This is a genomic window from Streptomyces sp. Tu 3180 (assembly GCF_009852415.1).
Classification (GTDB): Bacteria; Actinomycetota; Actinomycetes; order Streptomycetales; family Streptomycetaceae; genus Streptomyces.
Genome location: NZ_WOXS01000002.1, coordinates 7,011,630 through 7,027,332, shown reverse-complemented (window position 1 = coordinate 7,027,332; position 15,703 = coordinate 7,011,630). Strand labels below are relative to the sequence as shown.

Below are 15,703 nucleotides of genomic sequence, written 5' to 3'. Positions count from 1 at the left end.
CCGGGAGGCGTTCAGAGAGTCAGCTGCGGGTCGGCCCTCCCCTCGGCGAAGGCCCGCCCACCGATGTCGGCGAGGCGTCCGTCGGCGACTCCCTGCCAGTAGCCGGTGCCCTTGAACTTCGTGGGACGCGCCTTTCCCAACCTCGGGTAACGCTCGTTGAGCCGTGCCTCGACAACGGCCGACCGGTCGGCGAGGACGAGTTCGACGCTCCGTCCGGCCTTGCCCTCTCCACCGATCACGGGCTCCTGGTCCGCAGCCTCGCTCGCCGCCCGCTGAGCGGCGCCGATGCGCGCGGTCACCTCCCGGATGAAACCGAGCATCCAGGAACGCTTGTAGGCGCGGGCGTCCTCTCCCACCGGTCGGTGCCGCCTGTCGGCCTGCTCCGCACCGGCGAGCATCTGCAACCGCAGGCTGGCGAACAGCACTTCGCTCGCCTGGATGTCCGACTCGTATCCGAAGATGTGCAGGCGGCGCCGGTTGTCCCTGGTGTCGATGAGCACGCTCTGGCAGCGCATCTCCTGTGCGATGCGGACGAGCAGCCGCCGCACCTCCCTGGCGTACGGAGGATGCACGTCGATCATTCTGTCGACGGGTCGGGCCGGTTCACCGATGTCGTCGAGCTTGGCCCGTTCGATCCCGTACTTGGCCATGAGTTCCATGGCCTTGTCCAGGAAGGCACGGCTCTCCTCCTCCGTCGCTCCCGGGTCCTCCGCCTTGCGCAACAACGCCTTGACCTTGGTGAGCAGTTCCGGAGACATGGCACCGCGGGTGGCCCCGCCACCAGAGGCGGTGGCACCGGCACCGGAGGAACCGGAGTCGGAAGCGCCCGGACGAGGGGTGTCCGCCTCCGGCTCTCCCCACTCTTCCCCGTCCTCGCCCGATCCGGTGATCAGGTCGGCCAGGTCCTCGGGGTCGGGAGCGAGTTCGGCCAGCGAAGCGAGAGCCCACCGCCGCCAGGCGTCCGCGTCGTCCTTGCGGACTTGTGCGCGGACCGTGCGAAGACGACCGATGCCGCCGTCGGCCCTGGGGACCAGGAACTCCAGGCGTGCGTGGCCGAGCTGTGCCACGGCGAGCAGTGCGCACAGGCCGGCGGCGTCGTCCGGCTCGCAGCGGACGACGACACCGGGATCCGGGTACCAGTCGGTCTCTTCCTCGGTCTGGCCCCACGTCTCGTCGTCCCACAGGTCGAAGCCTGTGCTCGGCTCCTCCTCGCCGGTCCGTACGCGGACGACAGATGTCGAAGGTCGCCCTGAATAGGCCAGGGCAGCCGCTCTCTCCTGCCGGGAGGCGACGATGTGGTACCAGACGGGCGTGGTGCCGACCATGCCCTGCCACGTCGTCTCGTTCCGCTCGTGGCGTTCCCGTGCTTTCCGGGCGATGTCACGGCCCAGGTCGTCGTCCTGCCAGGCGTCCTCGTCCGGCTGCTCCTGCCAGTCGAGGAACGCCTCCAGGTAGTCGGTCGCCGTGCGTCGGGCGCCGGGCCTGCTGTCGTTCAGCAGGGCTCGCTCGCAGACCGAAAGGGCGTCGATCGCGGGTTGGAGGACGAGCGACATGTAACGCTTGACCGTCTCGGAGAATTCGGTGAGAAACGCCCGCGTGGCCTCGGAGCCGGTCTTCTGGTGCTCGCGCCGCCATGCCTCCGCCTGCTCGACGCGGGCCTGCTGCTCGGCCAGCCATCTGAGATGCCCTGCGCCTTGGAGATGCTCCTCGCGCAGAAGCACGGCGTCTTCGACCGCGGCAACCGTACGGGGCTCTCGAAGGACCGCCTGTGCCAGGAGCCTGAGCGGCTCCGGTTCGCGGGCGAAGAAATCCGCGGGGGCGACGAGGGTGCGGCCGTGGCGGCGAGGAGCCCACTCCGGCCGGTCGATGTCGCCGTTCCAGGGAACGTCCGCGGACCAGCGCGCCCGCCACTCGGCGAAGTCCCGCTCGGGGTCACCCGTTCGCTGCTGGTGGCGTCGCCACCACCACAGGAGCATCTCCTCCCAGCCTTCGGCGTTCCAGGCCCACAGGGCGGACTCGCCACCGCACGCGGTCAGCGATCGGACTGCGCGGACGTCCGCCACCAGGTCGTGCCGGTACCCACCGGGTATCAGCCGCTCCAACCAGCCGACGGTCTCGGCCACCGGCTGTGCCCGCGCCTCGTCCGCTGCCATCCTCACGACGGTCACGGCCGCTGCCGTGCACCGGTCGCCGAGGTCGGTGGGCAGCAGCTCGTACAGGTCCGGGGCGGTGTCCCTCATGACGATGGCGAGATCTTGAACCCTGTCCTGGAGCCATTGGAAGCGTGCTCGCCGGAACTCCTCGGCCACCGGGCCGTCCCGTCTGTCGTCCGTCACGTGTCCCCCTCCGGCGTGCTCCGCCACTGGCGGATCATCCTAGGCAGCAAGGCAGGGACGACCGAAGCAAGGGTGTCCGTGCCTGCCAGTACGCTGCAGACGGAATCGAGCAGCAGGCGCGAGGGGGTCCCATGGCCGACGAGTATCCGGAGTTCCGGCTCCGGCTGCCCAACGGTGACGGCATCGACCGGGCACGCGGGGTGCTCCTGGACGAGACGGGAACCAACGGCAGCCGGAAGTTCCTCGTTCGGGCCGGCTCTCCGGCGCGGGATCATGTGATGCCCTCGCTGGGCAAGCATTTCAAGGCGCCGACCAAACGCCGTGAGGAGCTCCGGGCGCAAGGCGTGCTGGTGCCGTCGGCGCGCTGGCCGGGCTGGCTGGAGCTGACCGAGGACGTGGTGTTCGGTTCCCCCTCCTTCGCCGCCGTCGTGCTGGTCGGGGCGCCGCGCAACGGGTGGGAGGAGTGGCGGACCGAGGACGACAGGCCCCTGTCCGACTTCATGTCCGGAGTGTGGGCGGGCCCCAACCGGTCCTGGCTCGTGCGTGGTTCCAACGTCACCGGTCTGGACCTGGTCCAGCGCCTTTGGCTGCCCGAGGGGCGCGTCACCCTCGCCGCCTCCCGGCTGCGGCAGGGCGTTCGGCGGGGCGTCAGCAAGGACGAGCTGCGCACGCTGGTCCAGGAGGACTACGAGTCGACCGCCACGTACAGCCAGCGGCAGCAGCTCGTCGAGGACCTTCACGCCTTCCTGTCGCGCATGAAGCCCGGCGACACCGTGTGCACCATCTCCGGCGGCCGACTGTACGTGGGCGAGATCACCGGTGAGGCCGAGCAGACGGAGTCCGAGGACCGCCGGTCCAACCTGCGCCGCCCCGTGGAGTGGCAGCCGACCGGTTTCCCCTACGACGACCTGCCCGAGGAGCTCCAGCAGAAGCTGTCCGTCCAGCACGACGTCGTCGACCTCTCCGCCGTCCAGGCCCACGTCGAGGGGCTTGGTCTCACCGACCAGGAACTGGCCGAGGAGGCGGGGGTGACGGAGCGGGACCCGAGCGTGGAGATCCCCGCGCTCGCCGCCCGCCGCGAACTGGAGCTTCCCGAGCCCACGGACGATCTGGCCGACGAGTTGCTCGTGCACGACACCGAGTGGCTGCGTGAGGTGCGTGATCTGCTCTGGGACGAACGGCAGCTCGTGCTCTACGGTCCGCCGGGCACCGGCAAGACCTACCTCGCCCTCAGGCTTGCCGAATTCCTGGGCGGCGGTCCCGAGCAGGTGAAGCTCGTGCAGTTCCACCCGTCCTACTCCTACGAGGACTTCTTCGAGGGCTTCCGGCCGCAGGAGGACGTCGAGACGCGGCAGGTCGCCTTCCGGCTCACCGCCGGTCCCCTGCGCGAACTCGCCGATCTCGCCTCCCGCGAGGGCAACCGGCACATCCCGCACTTCCTGATCATCGACGAGATCAACCGGGCCAACCTCGCGAAGGTCTTCGGTGAGCTGTACTTCCTGCTGGAGTACCGCAACAAGTCGGTGCGGCTGACGTACTCCGGCGACGACTTCGCGCTGCCGCCGAACCTGTTCGTGATCGGGACGATGAACACCGCCGACCGGTCCATCGCCCTCGTGGACGCGGCGATGCGCCGGCGCTTCGCCTTCGTCGAGCTGTCACCGCGCACCGAGCCGACGAGCGGTCTGCTGCGCCGGTGGCTGGAGCGGGAGGGCAGGGACTCGGAGCCGGCGGATCTGCTCGACGCGCTCAACGCGCGGATCGGTGATCCGGACTTCCGCATCGGGCCCTCGTACCTGATGAAGAAGGGCGTGTACCGGGAGGGCGGTCTGGAACGGACCTGGCGGACGAAGATCCTGCCGCTGCTGGAGGAGCACCACTACGGCGAGGGCGTGGACGTCGAGGAGCGGTACGGGCTGGCGGCACTGCGGGAGTCGCTGGGGTGACGTCGGTCGTCGAGCTCGTCGAGCATGCGCCGGCGGTCGGCGTCGCGCTGCCCGATGCCGTGGGTCGGGCGCTCGCCGCGCTGCGGATCGTGGACGCGGTGCCGGACCCGTACTCCCCCGGCCGTTGGTCTCTGCGGGCGGGGAGCAGGGTCGGGGCCGTCACGCTCACGGCGCCGGGACACGATGATCCGCTCACGCTCCGTATCGTGCCCAAGGTGCCGATCGCCCGTCTCTTCTTCCTGCTCGGCTACAGCCTCGATCCCGCCGGTGCCTGGCGGGACGGCGAGGTCGACGTGTCCGAGCACCGGGACGTGCTTCCCGCGCTCGCCCATGCCGTGGAGCGGCAGGTGGACCGGGCCCTGCGGCAGGGACTGTTGCAGGGCTACCGGGTGACGGACGAGACCTCGCTGGTCGTACGGGGCCGGATCCGGGAGGCCGATCAGATACGGCGCCGGTTCGGGGCGACGCTGCCGGTGGAGGTGACGTACGACGCTTTCACGACGGACATCGCGGAGAACCGGATCCTGCGGGCGGCCGTCGAGCGGGTGCTGCGGCTGCCCGGCGTGCCGCGAGAGGTGCGCCGACGGCTGTTGCACCAGCGGGCGCGGCTGGCGGACGTCCCGGTGCTCGTGCGCGGCCGGCCCCTGCCCGAGTGGCGGCCGAGCCGCCTCAACGCCCGGTACCACCACGCCCTGCACCTGGCACGGGCCGTGCTGGAGGACGCCTCCCCGGAGCACGGGCCCGGTGGGCTGCGCATCGAGGGGTTCCTGTTCGACATGAACAAGCTCTTCGAGGACTTCGTGACCGTCGCCCTGGGGGAGTCGTTGCGCGGTTCCGGGTACGTCGCGCGGTTCCAGGATCCGCTGCACCTGGACGAGGCGCGGATGATCCGCATGAAGCCGGACCTCGTCCTCCACGGGCCGGACCGCGTGCCGTGCGCGGTGGCCGACGCCAAGTACAAGGTGGAGAGACCGGGCGGCTACCCGGACGCCGACCTGTACCAGATGCTCGCCTACTGCACCGCCCTCGGGCTGGGCGAGGGGCACCTGGTGTACGCGAAGGGCAACGCCGACCACGCCGCTCACCGGGTGCGGCACGCGGGCATCGTCCTCCATCAGCACGCCCTGGATCTCGATCAGGATCCGGTGGAGCTGCTCGCCGACGTCGCGGAGGTGGCCGCCCGACTGGTGAAGACGCCGCGCGTATGATCAGCCTGCAGTGACCGTCCGGGGCGGGGAGAGCACGTCGTGCCGCAGCTGGCGTTCGCCAACAGTTTCTGGGAGAGCTACGGCCTCCTGGAAAAGCCCGTGCGAGCCGGCGTGCGCAAGGCGATGCAGAAGTTCCAGCAGCTCACCGTTCCCGAGCTGCAGGCGGACAAGGGCCTGCACCTGGAGTCCGTCGAGAAGGCCCGCGACCCACGGATGCGGACCATCCGCATCAACGACTTCCGGCGCGGTGTGGTTCTCGCGCCCGACGACGGCAGTGACGTGTTCCTGCTGGTGAACGTCGTCCGGCACGACGACGCCTACACCTGGGCCGCCAAGCGGCTGTACACGACGAACTCCGCGACCAGGGCGCTCGAGGTACGCAACGTGGTCGCACTCGAGCAGCTGACACCGCAGTGGGAGAAGGCCGCTGCCGGCTCCCTGCTGTGCGTGGCGTGCACGAGGGCGCGGGAGGCGCTCGCGGTGTCGTGGAGCGGGACGGCCAGTCCGTTCCTGCCCCGGTGAGTCGGAGCACCGTCGGTCCCGATGACCCCGGGGCGCCGCGCGTCGCGTCCGGTCAGTCGGTGGGCTTCAGGGCGCCGTTGCTGAGTCCGTCCCGCGCCAGTGCGGCGATCTGCCTGCTGAGCTCGGCCACCCTCCGCGTCCGCTCCTCGAACTCCCTCAGCGCGTGGAACGCGGCCCCGTAGCGGCGCTGTGCGGTGATGTCCATCTGGGGGATGCGGGCGCCCTTGCCGTCGAAGCGGAAGGTGCCGCTGGCGCTGGTGGAACGGCGGCTGTTGGCGGCGCTGTGCAGGAAGCCCCGGAGGAAGTCCGTGTCGAGCTGATCGCTGACCGAGACCGGCTCCGGGTCCGCCTGCCGGACCAGTCCGGCCCGGATCAGGTCGGCGACGCTGACGCTGGCCCCGTCCAGGACACCGGATCCCTCGCCGGCGACCAGGTGCGGCAGCAGTTCGCCCAGACGCCGCACCTGCTCGGCCAGCTCCCGGCGCAGTGCGTCGTACTCGGTGACGTAGTCGCGGTGGGACTCCTCGACGTGGCGGCCCGGGGTGAGGTCCACCAGATCGTCCAGCAGATCGATCTGGGCGACCTCGGTGACCTGCTCGGGCCTCGGCTCCAGCGGGTCGTCCGGGTCGTTGGCCGTCAGGTCGATCATGCGCACCGTGGTGGCGGCGTCGTCCGGTGTCCGCGGCCGCCGCAGCTGCCACACGTGCACGGGGAGGGCGTGCGCGGCGGCCGTGCCCGGGGGCAGGGCGGTGACCTGGGTCAGGATGCCGCGGCGGACGAGTTCGGCGCGGATGCGGCGGCCGGCCTTGCGGTAGGCCACCGAGGCGGGCATGACCATGATGACCCGGCCGCCGGGCGCGGTGTGCGCGTAGGCGTGCTGCAGCCAGGCGAGCTCTCCTTCGGCGCGGGAGGGTGTGCCCAGTTCCCAGCGCGGGTCGAGGAGCAGGTCCTCCCGCCCCCAGTCGGTGTCGCTGACCGGCGGGTCGCAGACGACGAGGTCGGCCTTGAGGTCCGGCCACTGGTCGGCGCGCAGGGAGTCGCCCTGCCTGACCTCGATGTGGGCCGGTTCCGCGAGCGCGGCCCGCCACCGCGCGAACCGTGCGCTGCGGGCGTCCGCTTCCTGGCCGTGCCGCCTGGTGCCCCGTTCGGGGCCGACGGCGAGGAGGAGGGTGCCGATCCCGCAGGCCGGGTCGAACAGCACCGCGTCGGCCGCCACGTCACCGGCTTGGTGCCGGACGGCGCGGACCACGCGGGGCGAGGTCACCTGATCGGATCCGGCTCGCCGCACGGACTCCGTGAACCTCTCGGCGAGGCCGTTCACCGCCTCGGCGGGGGAACGTTCCTCCGCCATGCGGCGGGCCAGGCGGACCGCCTGGTCGGGCAGCGCGGACGGCTTCTCGTCCTCCGGGGCGGCGAGGGTCTGCGCGATGTCCGCGAGCCCGCCGAGGATGTCGTCGCCGTAGACCCCGCGCAGCACCTGCCACAGGTGGACCTCGTCGGTGACGTCCTGTCCCTTGTGCTGCTTGTCCAGCCATGCCTGTACCTCGGCCAGATCGAACAGGGGGCTGTTGGCCCCGCCCCCGACCGGCGCCGGGAAGTCGTCGTACCGCCGCCTCCAGTTCGACACGGCGGCACGGGTGACGCCCGCGATACGGGCGATCTCGGAACCGGTTACCAACGGGTTCGTCGGAGTGGCCGGAGTCTGTGGCATACCGCCCACCGTACACAGCGCGGCGTCGGGCATCAATAAGGGGTGGCCGTTGACGTCGTCAACGAAGAACGGAGGTTCCGGGCGTCCGGGCTCCCTCGGCGCCGCACGGCACGCACCGCAGCGGCACCCCCGCCCGGCCCGGCGCGGAGGATGCGACCGGTGGGAGAGCCCGGCGATCCGCCGCCGTACGGGACCAGCCCGTCAGGCACCCGCTCCCGGCCGCCGCACGGTGCGTTCGGCCTTGTCCAGCCAGTCGGTGTACCAGCGGGCGAAGGTGACCGGCCTGCCCTCGGGGTCGAGGAGGGGCTCGAGGTCGGCGTCGTCCGCCCGGGGGTCGGACCAGACCGTGCCGCGGTGAGGGCCGCTGATGACCAGCCACTCCCGCAGGGCACAGCCCAAGTGGCAGATCACGACGGCGCCGGCGGTGCGGGCGGGGGCGAACAGGACGGCGTCCCATCGCTCGTCCCACGCCTCGACGGCGTCGTCGAAGTCCTCGATCTCGTCGAAGTCCTCCTCCTCGGGGCGCTCGGCCAGCAGCGCGTCGAGGAGTCCGGGGTCGGGCCCCTTCTCGGGGAACGGCTCGGCCAGCGCCGAGAGGTCCGCCAGGTCGGCGCCGTCACCCTCCCAGCGCCAGCGGCCCCGCACGCGCCGCACCGGGAAGACACCGTGGGCGGGTCCCGCGCCGCCCGCGCCGACCTGTGTGAGGAACGTCCGGTACTCCTCGGGCAGCCTCACACCCAACTGGGTCTCCAGTTCGGCGAGTTCCTCCTCGACGAGCGGATCCTCCAAGGTCCAGCGGTGCCCGGGCGCCCCGAACACCTCACTGCTCGCCGGCAGCGCGGCCAGCGACGTGACGCGCTCCCGCACCCCTGTCCACTTCCGGTCAACCATGCGCAGACCCTATGCGCCCCCACTGACACGACGGGCCGCGCCCGTCCGAGGGCCCTCCGGAGCACGTCGAGGTGCCGGGCGGCGAACTCGTCGCCGACGGGAGCGACCTCGCGTCCTTGGGGCCGCCCCCGTCGGGCGCACACCCCCGGCCGGCCAGTCCGGCGCCGCCCGTGAGGACGCGCGCGGTCGGCCGGGACGACGCCTCACTGTTCCGTCAGACCGGCAGAGCCCCGGGCGGGTGGCCGTGCTCCCGGCCGCACGCGGTCAGGGCGAGCACTCCGTGGCCGGTGACCGCCGTCCGGGGTCCGGGGGAACCGGGATCGACCGACAGCCGGGCGGCGATGTCGACGGCGTAGCAGGTGTCGGGGATGTCGAGTTCTTCCTTCACCTCGCGGTACCTGGCCTGGAACGCTTCGCCGTCCGACAGCTCCACCCCGTCGAAGGCGTCGTCGGGGAAGCCGTCCTGGTGCGGCAGCAGGTAACCGGACTCGGCCGGGTGCCCCGGCCGGCCCTCGTCCCCTTCGCCGCCGTCCTCCTCGGCGTCGAACGCGTCGTAGAAGCGCACCACTTCACCGCCCTCGGCGATGCACCAGGCGGTCCAGTCGTCCCCGCAGCTCATCCCGTACCACTGGGCCGCCCCGAACCGGTCGCCGAGCGCGGCGCAGCGCTCCCGCACCACATCCGCCGTGATCTCGTCGCGGGAGTCGTCGTCCTCGGCGTCCTCGATGCGGTGGGTGTCCTGGGAGGACTGGCCGAAGACCAGCGTCCAGCCGTCGAGCACCGGGCTGACGAACACCCGGGCGCAGGTCTCGTGTTCGCGACGCGTCCGCCAGTTGTGGTGGTCGTGGTTCCAGGCGGCCGCACCGGTCCGCAGGGTGACCGGCTCGGGGGCGCCCAGGTCGAAGGCGTCCAGCACCTGCTGCGTGTCGGCGCACGGCACCGCGTACCAGGACCCGCACAGGTGCATGCCCTCCGGCACCTCCGTGCGCTGCTTGATCCGGGTCAGCCGGCGCACCGCGTCCAGGTCCGTGGAGTCCAGTGCGGCCGGGCCGCCGACGGCGGCGAGCGCCTCCAGCGCGCCGGCCCGCAACCGCCGCCCGCGCGCCGGCGTCCGGCGCACCCGGCGCAGGACGGGAACCGCTGCGGAACCGATGGCCTCGAAGGCCCACACGGCCCGCTGCCGCACCCCCCGGTCGGGGTCGCCCAACGACGGCAGCAGCCGGTCGGCGAACCGCAGCGCCGCCTCCTTCCGGCACCGGAAGGCGAAGAGGGCGTCCTCGCGGACCTTGGGGTGCGGATGGGCCAGGAGCGGCACGAAGACCGCCGGGTCCTCGACGCGCAGGCGCCCCAGTGCCCACCCGGCCCTGCGGGCCACCTCGGGCGAGGAGGCCGAGGCGACGGCCGCGGCCAGCGGGGCGAGCGCGGGCTCGCCGATCCGGCACAGCACGTCCGCGGGAACGGCCCAGTCGACGGGCGACCGCTCGTCGCAGAGCACCTCCACGACCGGCGCCACCGCCTCGGCGCCCCGTGCCACGAGGGCGTCGCGGGCCGTCCTGGTCTCCTCCCAGGAGCCGGTGAGCTCTTCCAGCAACAGTTCTCTGTCCACGGCGGCACCGTAACCACGGCCGCTGACATCGGCGGGGGCGGTTCGCCGCCCCCGCGTGGGAGGCCGTCGCCGGCCGCCGACGGAACCGGGTTCGGCCGTCGGCACCCCGGGCATCGAGCAGCATGGCGGGGAGGCGTGCGGTCCGCGTTCCCGGTGCGCCCGGCCACGGGTCCCCGATCGCGGCTCAGGTGTAGGGGAACTCCTCGGACGCCACCTCGACGACCTCGTCCACCCGCAGGAAGGCGCAGCTCACGGTTCCCGACCGGGCGATCAGCATGTCGGGCACGTGCGACTCGTAGAAGCGGAGGTACCCGATGGGGCCCGAGGTCGTCGTCCTCGCGCCGAGCCACTGCACGATCCTGCGCAGATCGTGGAACCCGTCGGGATGCGCCTCCTGACGAACGGTCAGCGACCACCCTCCGTGGACCGGGCTCAGCTCCGCCACCTGAAGGCCCCCGATGCGCGGCGCCGGCCCCCGGCCGTCCCACAGGGGGTACTCGTAGCCCTCGTCCTGCCGACCGCCTTCCTCCGCCAAGTGCCACCGCAGCAGGTCGAGTTCGCGGGGCGAGAGGGAGTCCGGCAGGTCGAGCGTGAGCTGGAGTTCGTAGGTGTCGGCCATGATCGAAGGCTACGCGCTCAGTCCGGTGCCGTCCGGTGCGGGTACTCGTGCCAGGTCCGCCTGTGACGGCCCTGCCCGGCGCCGGACCCGCTCCTGGCGGAGCCCTGCCACCGCAGGGGGCGCGGGCCGCGAGGTGCCGGGCTCGGACGCGGAACAAACCGATCGCTCCCACGTCGACGTTCCCGTAAGGTGCGCGGGTCGTCGTGGCGGAGAACGGTTCGGAAGGCGGTTCGGAACGTGGCACCCGGGGCAGTGACGCGGGAGCGGTTGGCGGGTGCGGCGCGGGCCGCGCTGGGCGGCGGGCGGCGGCTGGAGGCGGTCGAGCGGGTCGCGGGCGGCAGCAGGAAGGGCGTGTACCGCCTGGTGATGGACGACGCGACGACGGTGATCGCCTACCTGTGGGAGGAGTCGGAGAACCACTGGCCGGCGGCCGAGGGCGACGACGACCTCACCGACCCGCTCTCGCCCGGCCACGGGCTCGACCTGTTCGAGGCCGCCCACGCACGGCTGGACGCGCTCGGCGTCCGTGTCCCGGCGATCCGTCTCGTCGACCGCGAAGGCGCCCACGGCCCGGCCGGTCTCGCGGTCGTCGAGGACCTCCCGGGCGAGAACCTGGAACGGCTGCTCGCCCGCGACCCGGAGGCGGCCGCCCCGGTCGTGGCCCGGCTCGGGGAGGCGCTCGAGGCGATGCGGGGCCATCGGACGTCCGCGTACGGCAAGGTGGCCCTGGTCGACGGAGGAGGCGTGTCGCGCGGGACGTCGTGCGAGGGGGTCGTCCTGGACCGTGCGCTGCGGGACCTCGCCGAGGCGGCGTCGCGCGACGCGCGGATCGCGCGAGTCCGCGACCGGCTGGAGGAGCGGCTGCTGGGTCTGGCGGCGACGGTACGACCGCGCGCGCAGTATGCGGTCGTGCACGGCGAACTGGGGCCCGACCACGTGCTGGTGGACGCGGCCGGGAACCCGGTGGTGATCGACGTCGAGGGCTCGATGTACTTCGACGTCGAGTGGGAGCACGTCTTCCTGCGGATCCGCCTGCACGACGCCTACCGGTCGCTGGGGGTGGACGGACTGGACGAGGACCGGCTCGCGCTCTACACGCTCGCGCAGCGTCTCTCGCTGACGGCAGGCCCGCTGCGGCTGCTCGACGGGGGCTTCCCCGACCGGGCGTCCATGGCGGGCATCGCCGAGCACAACCTGAGGAAGGCGCTGGAGCTGCTCCGCGCGTGAACGCCCTCGGTACGACCGGGACGGACTCCGACGGCGACGGACCCCGACGGCGCTGCCGCGGGCCGCGGCGGACGACGGGTGACCGGTGGCGGCGGACGACGGGCGGTTGGTGCCGGCGGACGGCGGACGATCGGTGCCGGCACCGGCGTCGGCGTGCCGGTCCACCGCCGGGGCGCTGACCAGTCCCCCTTTGCCCCGGCGGCGTTGTCAGTGGGCGCCGATAGGTTCGATCACGTTCCGCCGGGGTGGCGTGAACGCCCCCTTTCGCATGCATGGGAGATGGTGCGTTGTCGGTCTGGGAGAAGTCGAGCACGGCGCGGGTGGTGCCGTCCGCGCGGCCGCGGAAGCTCGCCAAGGTGCCGTTCGTGGAGCTGGCCGACGGGCGCCTGCAGGGTGTGGTGTCCAGTGGGTCGGACATCGGGCGCGTGTACGTGTCGTCGGTCGAGGCGGGGTCGTACGCGTTCGCGTGCAGCACCAACAACAACCGTCCGTGCGGCGGGGCGCGCGGGATGTTCTGCAACCACATACGCGCCCTCGTCGGTGAGGCCGTGCTGCAGTACGGCGCCGGGCGGGTGGCCCGGTACCTGAAGGTCGAGGTCGACGCCGAGGAGCCCGACGCGCACTCCGTCACCGCGGCCATGACCGCCACGCACCCCGCGCAGGCCGGCAGTTCGGCCGCGGCGCAGGTGTTCAGCCGGTTCCTGCGGCACCTGGCCTATCTCGAACTGGCTCCGGCCACCGCTCCGTTGCCCGAGATGCAGTGGTTCCCCACGACGAGGGCGGTGGCCTGATGCGTGCCGATCTGCTGACCGACGCCGTCGACGGGCTCGACGAGGCCCTCGCCGCCGTGGACGGCTTCGACGAGGCGCTCGTCGGCGGGCTGCTCCGCCCGCAGCCCGGTCAGGCCGGCGCCCTGGCCGGGCTCGCCGACGCCGTCGCCGGGTCGCCGCTGGCCTCGCGGGTCGCCGAGGCGGCCGAGAAGGCGGCCGCCGGGGCCGCCGGTGAGGACCACTTCGTCGCGCTCGCCGCCGCCCGCACCGCGCTGCTCGGTTCCGTGCACGACGCGCTCGTCGTCCGTGTCGAGGAGGCCGTCGGCCGGCCCCGGGCCGAGGAGAGCGGCGCCGCACCGGCCGGCGGCGGGGGGCACGCGGCGAATCTGCTCGCCGCCGCCCGCAGCTGGCTGTGCGACCTCGCGCGGGCCGGCTGGCGGGGCATCGACCACGAACTCGTGAGCGGGGCCGCGCCCGTCGTCTCCGCGATGCTGCCCGATCCGGCGCTGCGCCGCCCGGCCACGCTGCTCGACGGCTTCGCCGCCGAACTCGCCGCGTCCTGCCCGGGGGCGACCCTGGAGCGGGTTCCGGTGCGCCGGTGGGCCGACCTGTGGTCGCGCGCCCTGCTGCTGACGCTGCCCGGTGCGGCCGCCGCCCCCGCCGTGGCCGAGGCGAGCGGCCGGCTGCTGCCGCTCGGTGTCGACGTCCAGGAGCACGCCACCGCCGTACAGGCGCAGGTGCACGCGGTGTTCGAGCCCGCGGACGGCGGCACGCCCCGGCTGGTGCGGGCCTCGGTGTCCGCGCCGAAGCCCGACACGGTCGTCGGGGCGGGGCTGTGGCAGCTGCTGCGGCCGCACATGTCGCTGCTGGCCGCCGTGAGCGAGGGCCGCGCCGTGGAGCTGGACGCCATGCCCCTCACCGCCGAGGGCGACCTGGTGTGGGACGACGCCCGTGCCCGTGCGGGCGAGCCCGCCGAGGTGTTCACCACCGCCCGGGTGGCGCTGCCGGCCGCGGCCGCCTTCCCGACCTCGCCCCTGGACCGGCACCCGGCCCGGATCGCGGTGCCCGTCCTGCTCGAGGGGTACGCCGTGGAGACCGGGGACGAGGAGGACGGCGGCACGGTCGCCCTCCAGGTCGCCGGGCGGCGTCTCGCCGTCGACACCGACCGGGTGCCGGCCGCCGGTCCGCTCACCCCGGAGGCCGTCGCCTCGTCGGGGGCGTGCGTGGGGCTGCTGCGGTGGGACGCCGGGGAGTTCCTGCTCCAGCCGCTCGCCGTGGAGCGCACCGTGCGCAAGAAGGCCGTCGCCGTCCACGCCGGGGCCTGGGCCGGGGGCACGACCGACAAGGCCGGGGTGCGGGCCGAGAAGGCCGCCACCGACGCCGTCACCGTGCTGCGCGAGCGTGCGGGAAGGCTGCTGCGGAAATGACCGAGCCCACCACGGGACAGGACGTCGCGCCCGATCCGTACGACAACCGGCGGCAGGTCCTCTACTGGCGCCTGCTGGCCCGCCTCTTCGACCCCGAGGAGCAGGCCACCCTGGAATCGGCCAGTCTCGCCGTGGTCGAGGACATCGGCCTGCCGCCGGCGCTGCTGGACCCGGGGGCGTCCGTCGACTCCGTCGTGCAGCGGCACCCGGAGCTGGCCGCCGAGTTCGAGGGGCTGATGACGCCCGGGCCGGACGAGGACGGTGTGCGCGACCGGGCCGCCGAGGTGCGGCGCGCGGCGCTCGCGTCGAAGGTGCTGCTGAACGTCTTCGCCTCCCGCCCCGGCACCGTCACCGCCGAGCAGCTGGCCCGCTGGCAGTCCGACGCGGGCTGGCTGGAGCGGGCGCTGGGCTGCCGGCCCGGTGAGCTGCGCGGCGGTCGCGGCGGGGCTCACCGGGCGGGGGCCGGAGGGGGCGTCAGCCCGACCGGCACCGGCGTCGGCGGGCCCACGCCCGACCTCAGCCGGCTCATCCCCGGGATCGGCCCGGAACTCGGCTCCATCGAGGCCGGTCTCGTCAAGCGCATGCACCTGCGCGAGGTGCTGGCCGATCCGCAGCTGGCGTCCCGGCTGACCCCGAGCATGTCCCTGATCGAGCAGCTGCTGCGCGACAAGAACAACCTCTCCGGTGTGGCCCTGGCCAACGCCAAGGCGCTGATCCGCCGTTACGTCGACGAGGTCACCGAAGTGCTGCGCACCCAGGTGGAGAAGGCCACGGTCGGCGAACTCGACCGGTCCGTCCCGCCCAAGCGCGTCTTCCGCAACCTCGACCTCGACCGCACCATCTGGAAGAACCTCACCAACTGGGACCCGGAGGAGGAGCGGCTCTACGTCGACCGCCTCTACTACCGGCACACCAGCCGCAAGACGACGCCCCAGCGGCTGATCGTGGTCGTGGACCAGTCGGGTTCCATGGTCGACTCGATGGTCAACTGCACCATCCTGGCGTCGATCTTCGCCGGGCTGCCGAAGGTGGACGTCCACCTGATCGCCTACGACACGCAGGCGCTGGACCTCACGCCCTGGGCGCACGACCCGTTCGAGACGCTGCTGCGCACCAAGCTCGGCGGCGGCACCGACGGCACCGTCGCCATGGCGCTCGCCCAGCCGAAGATCGCCGAGCCGCGCAACACCGTCGTGGTGTGGATCTCCGACTTCTACGAATGGCGGACCCACGAGCTGTTCGAGAGCATGGCCGCCGTCCACCGCTCGGGGGCGAAGTTCATCCCGGTGGGGTCGGTGACCAGCTCCGGCCGCGGCAGCGTCAACCCGTGGTTCCGGGAGAAGTTCAAGGACCTCGGCACGCCGGTGATCTCCGGCCACATCAAGAAGCTCGTGCACGAGCTCAAGACGTTTCTCACCTGATCACCGGACGCGCGTCCCG

At 72.8% G+C, this 15,703-nt stretch carries 11 protein-coding genes and 1 pseudogene; 7 read left to right on the top strand and 5 right to left on the bottom strand.

Annotation, left to right across the window (positions count from 1 at the left end):
- Window positions 1-11 precede the first annotated feature (11 nt).
- A complete protein-coding gene (locus GL259_RS32145; RefSeq protein WP_159536778.1) occupies window positions 12-2,336 on the bottom strand; it encodes a DUF2786 domain-containing protein in 2,325 nt (774 codons plus the stop codon).
- Between the two features lie 131 nt (window positions 2,337-2,467).
- Here GL259_RS32145 and GL259_RS32140 point away from each other — a divergent pair, with 131 nt between their 5' ends.
- The 3 genes and pseudogenes from GL259_RS32140 to GL259_RS32130 all read left to right on the top strand — a co-directional run.
- Entirely contained in the window at window positions 2,468-4,282 is a 1,815-nt protein-coding gene (locus GL259_RS32140) for a DUF4357 domain-containing protein (protein ID WP_159536777.1), read from the top strand.
- Window positions 4,279-5,490 carry a restriction endonuclease gene (locus GL259_RS32135; protein WP_159536776.1) on the top strand — a complete coding sequence of 404 codons (1,212 nt, stop codon included), beginning with the start codon at window positions 4,279-4,281 and terminating at the stop codon, window positions 5,488-5,490. The genes GL259_RS32140 and GL259_RS32135 overlap by 4 nt, the downstream gene beginning before the upstream one ends.
- A 39-nt stretch (window positions 5,491-5,529) precedes the next feature.
- Window positions 5,530-5,922, top strand: a pseudogene (locus GL259_RS32130) (DNA helicase UvrD); the annotation flags it as partial.
- A gap of 142 nt (window positions 5,923-6,064) precedes the next feature.
- Here the strand turns inward: GL259_RS32130 and GL259_RS32125 are convergent.
- The 4 genes from GL259_RS32125 to GL259_RS32110 all read right to left on the bottom strand — a co-directional run bounded on the left by GL259_RS32125 (window position 6,065) and on the right by GL259_RS32110 (window position 10,839).
- Complete coding sequence (locus tag GL259_RS32125) at window positions 6,065-7,723, bottom strand: N-6 DNA methylase (protein ID WP_243762439.1); 1,659 nt, start codon at window positions 7,721-7,723, stop codon at window positions 6,065-6,067.
- Between the two features lie 201 nt (window positions 7,724-7,924).
- Window positions 7,925-8,614 (bottom strand): SMI1/KNR4 family protein, encoded by a 690-nt coding sequence (locus tag GL259_RS32120; RefSeq protein ID WP_159536774.1) that lies wholly within the window; start codon window positions 8,612-8,614, stop codon window positions 7,925-7,927.
- Window positions 8,615-8,828: 214 nt separating this feature from the next.
- Window positions 8,829-10,220, bottom strand: a complete 1,392-nt coding sequence (locus GL259_RS32115; protein WP_159536773.1) for a HEAT repeat domain-containing protein — start codon at window positions 10,218-10,220, stop codon at window positions 8,829-8,831.
- Between the two features lie 184 nt (window positions 10,221-10,404).
- The gene (locus tag GL259_RS32110; RefSeq protein WP_159536772.1) at window positions 10,405-10,839 is read right to left on the bottom strand and encodes a hypothetical protein; all 435 of its coding nucleotides are present in this window, start codon (window positions 10,837-10,839) and stop codon (window positions 10,405-10,407) included.
- Window positions 10,840-11,091: 252 nt separating this feature from the next.
- Here GL259_RS32110 and GL259_RS32105 point away from each other — a divergent pair, with 252 nt between their 5' ends.
- The 4 genes from GL259_RS32105 (at window position 11,092) to GL259_RS32090 (ending at window position 15,684) form a co-directional block, all read left to right on the top strand.
- Window positions 11,092-12,066 carry a phosphotransferase gene (locus GL259_RS32105; protein ID WP_159539158.1) on the top strand — a complete coding sequence of 325 codons (975 nt, stop codon included), beginning with the start codon at window positions 11,092-11,094 and terminating at the stop codon, window positions 12,064-12,066.
- Window positions 12,067-12,338: 272 nt separating this feature from the next.
- The gene (locus GL259_RS32100) at window positions 12,339-12,857 is read left to right on the top strand and encodes a hypothetical protein (protein ID WP_159536771.1); all 519 of its coding nucleotides are present in this window, start codon (window positions 12,339-12,341) and stop codon (window positions 12,855-12,857) included.
- Window positions 12,857-14,263, top strand: a complete 1,407-nt coding sequence (locus GL259_RS32095) for a hypothetical protein (RefSeq protein ID WP_159536770.1) — start codon at window positions 12,857-12,859, stop codon at window positions 14,261-14,263. The genes GL259_RS32100 and GL259_RS32095 overlap by 1 nt, the downstream gene beginning before the upstream one ends.
- Window positions 14,260-15,684, top strand: coding sequence for a VWA domain-containing protein (locus tag GL259_RS32090; protein WP_159536769.1), 1,425 nt, complete (start codon window positions 14,260-14,262; stop codon window positions 15,682-15,684). The genes GL259_RS32095 and GL259_RS32090 overlap by 4 nt, the downstream gene beginning before the upstream one ends.
- Window positions 15,685-15,703: the final 19 nt, after the last annotated feature.

Excerpts from the sequence above, each read along its gene's own strand:
- GL259_RS32140 (WP_159536777.1), top strand. The coding sequence starts at position 2,468 with ATGGCCGACGAGTATCCGGAGTTCCGGCTCCGGCTGCCCAACGGTGAC.
- GL259_RS32125 (WP_243762439.1), bottom strand. The coding sequence starts at position 7,723 with ATGCCACAGACTCCGGCCACTCCGACGAACCCGTTGGTAACCGGTTCC.
- GL259_RS32120 (WP_159536774.1), bottom strand. The coding sequence starts at position 8,614 with ATGGTTGACCGGAAGTGGACAGGGGTGCGGGAGCGCGTCACGTCGCTG.
- GL259_RS32110 (WP_159536772.1), bottom strand. The coding sequence starts at position 10,839 with ATGGCCGACACCTACGAACTCCAGCTCACGCTCGACCTGCCGGACTCC.
- GL259_RS32100 (WP_159536771.1), top strand. The coding sequence starts at position 12,339 with ATGGGAGATGGTGCGTTGTCGGTCTGGGAGAAGTCGAGCACGGCGCGG.
- GL259_RS32095 (WP_159536770.1), top strand. The coding sequence starts at position 12,857 with ATGCGTGCCGATCTGCTGACCGACGCCGTCGACGGGCTCGACGAGGCC.
- GL259_RS32090 (WP_159536769.1), top strand. The coding sequence starts at position 14,260 with ATGACCGAGCCCACCACGGGACAGGACGTCGCGCCCGATCCGTACGAC.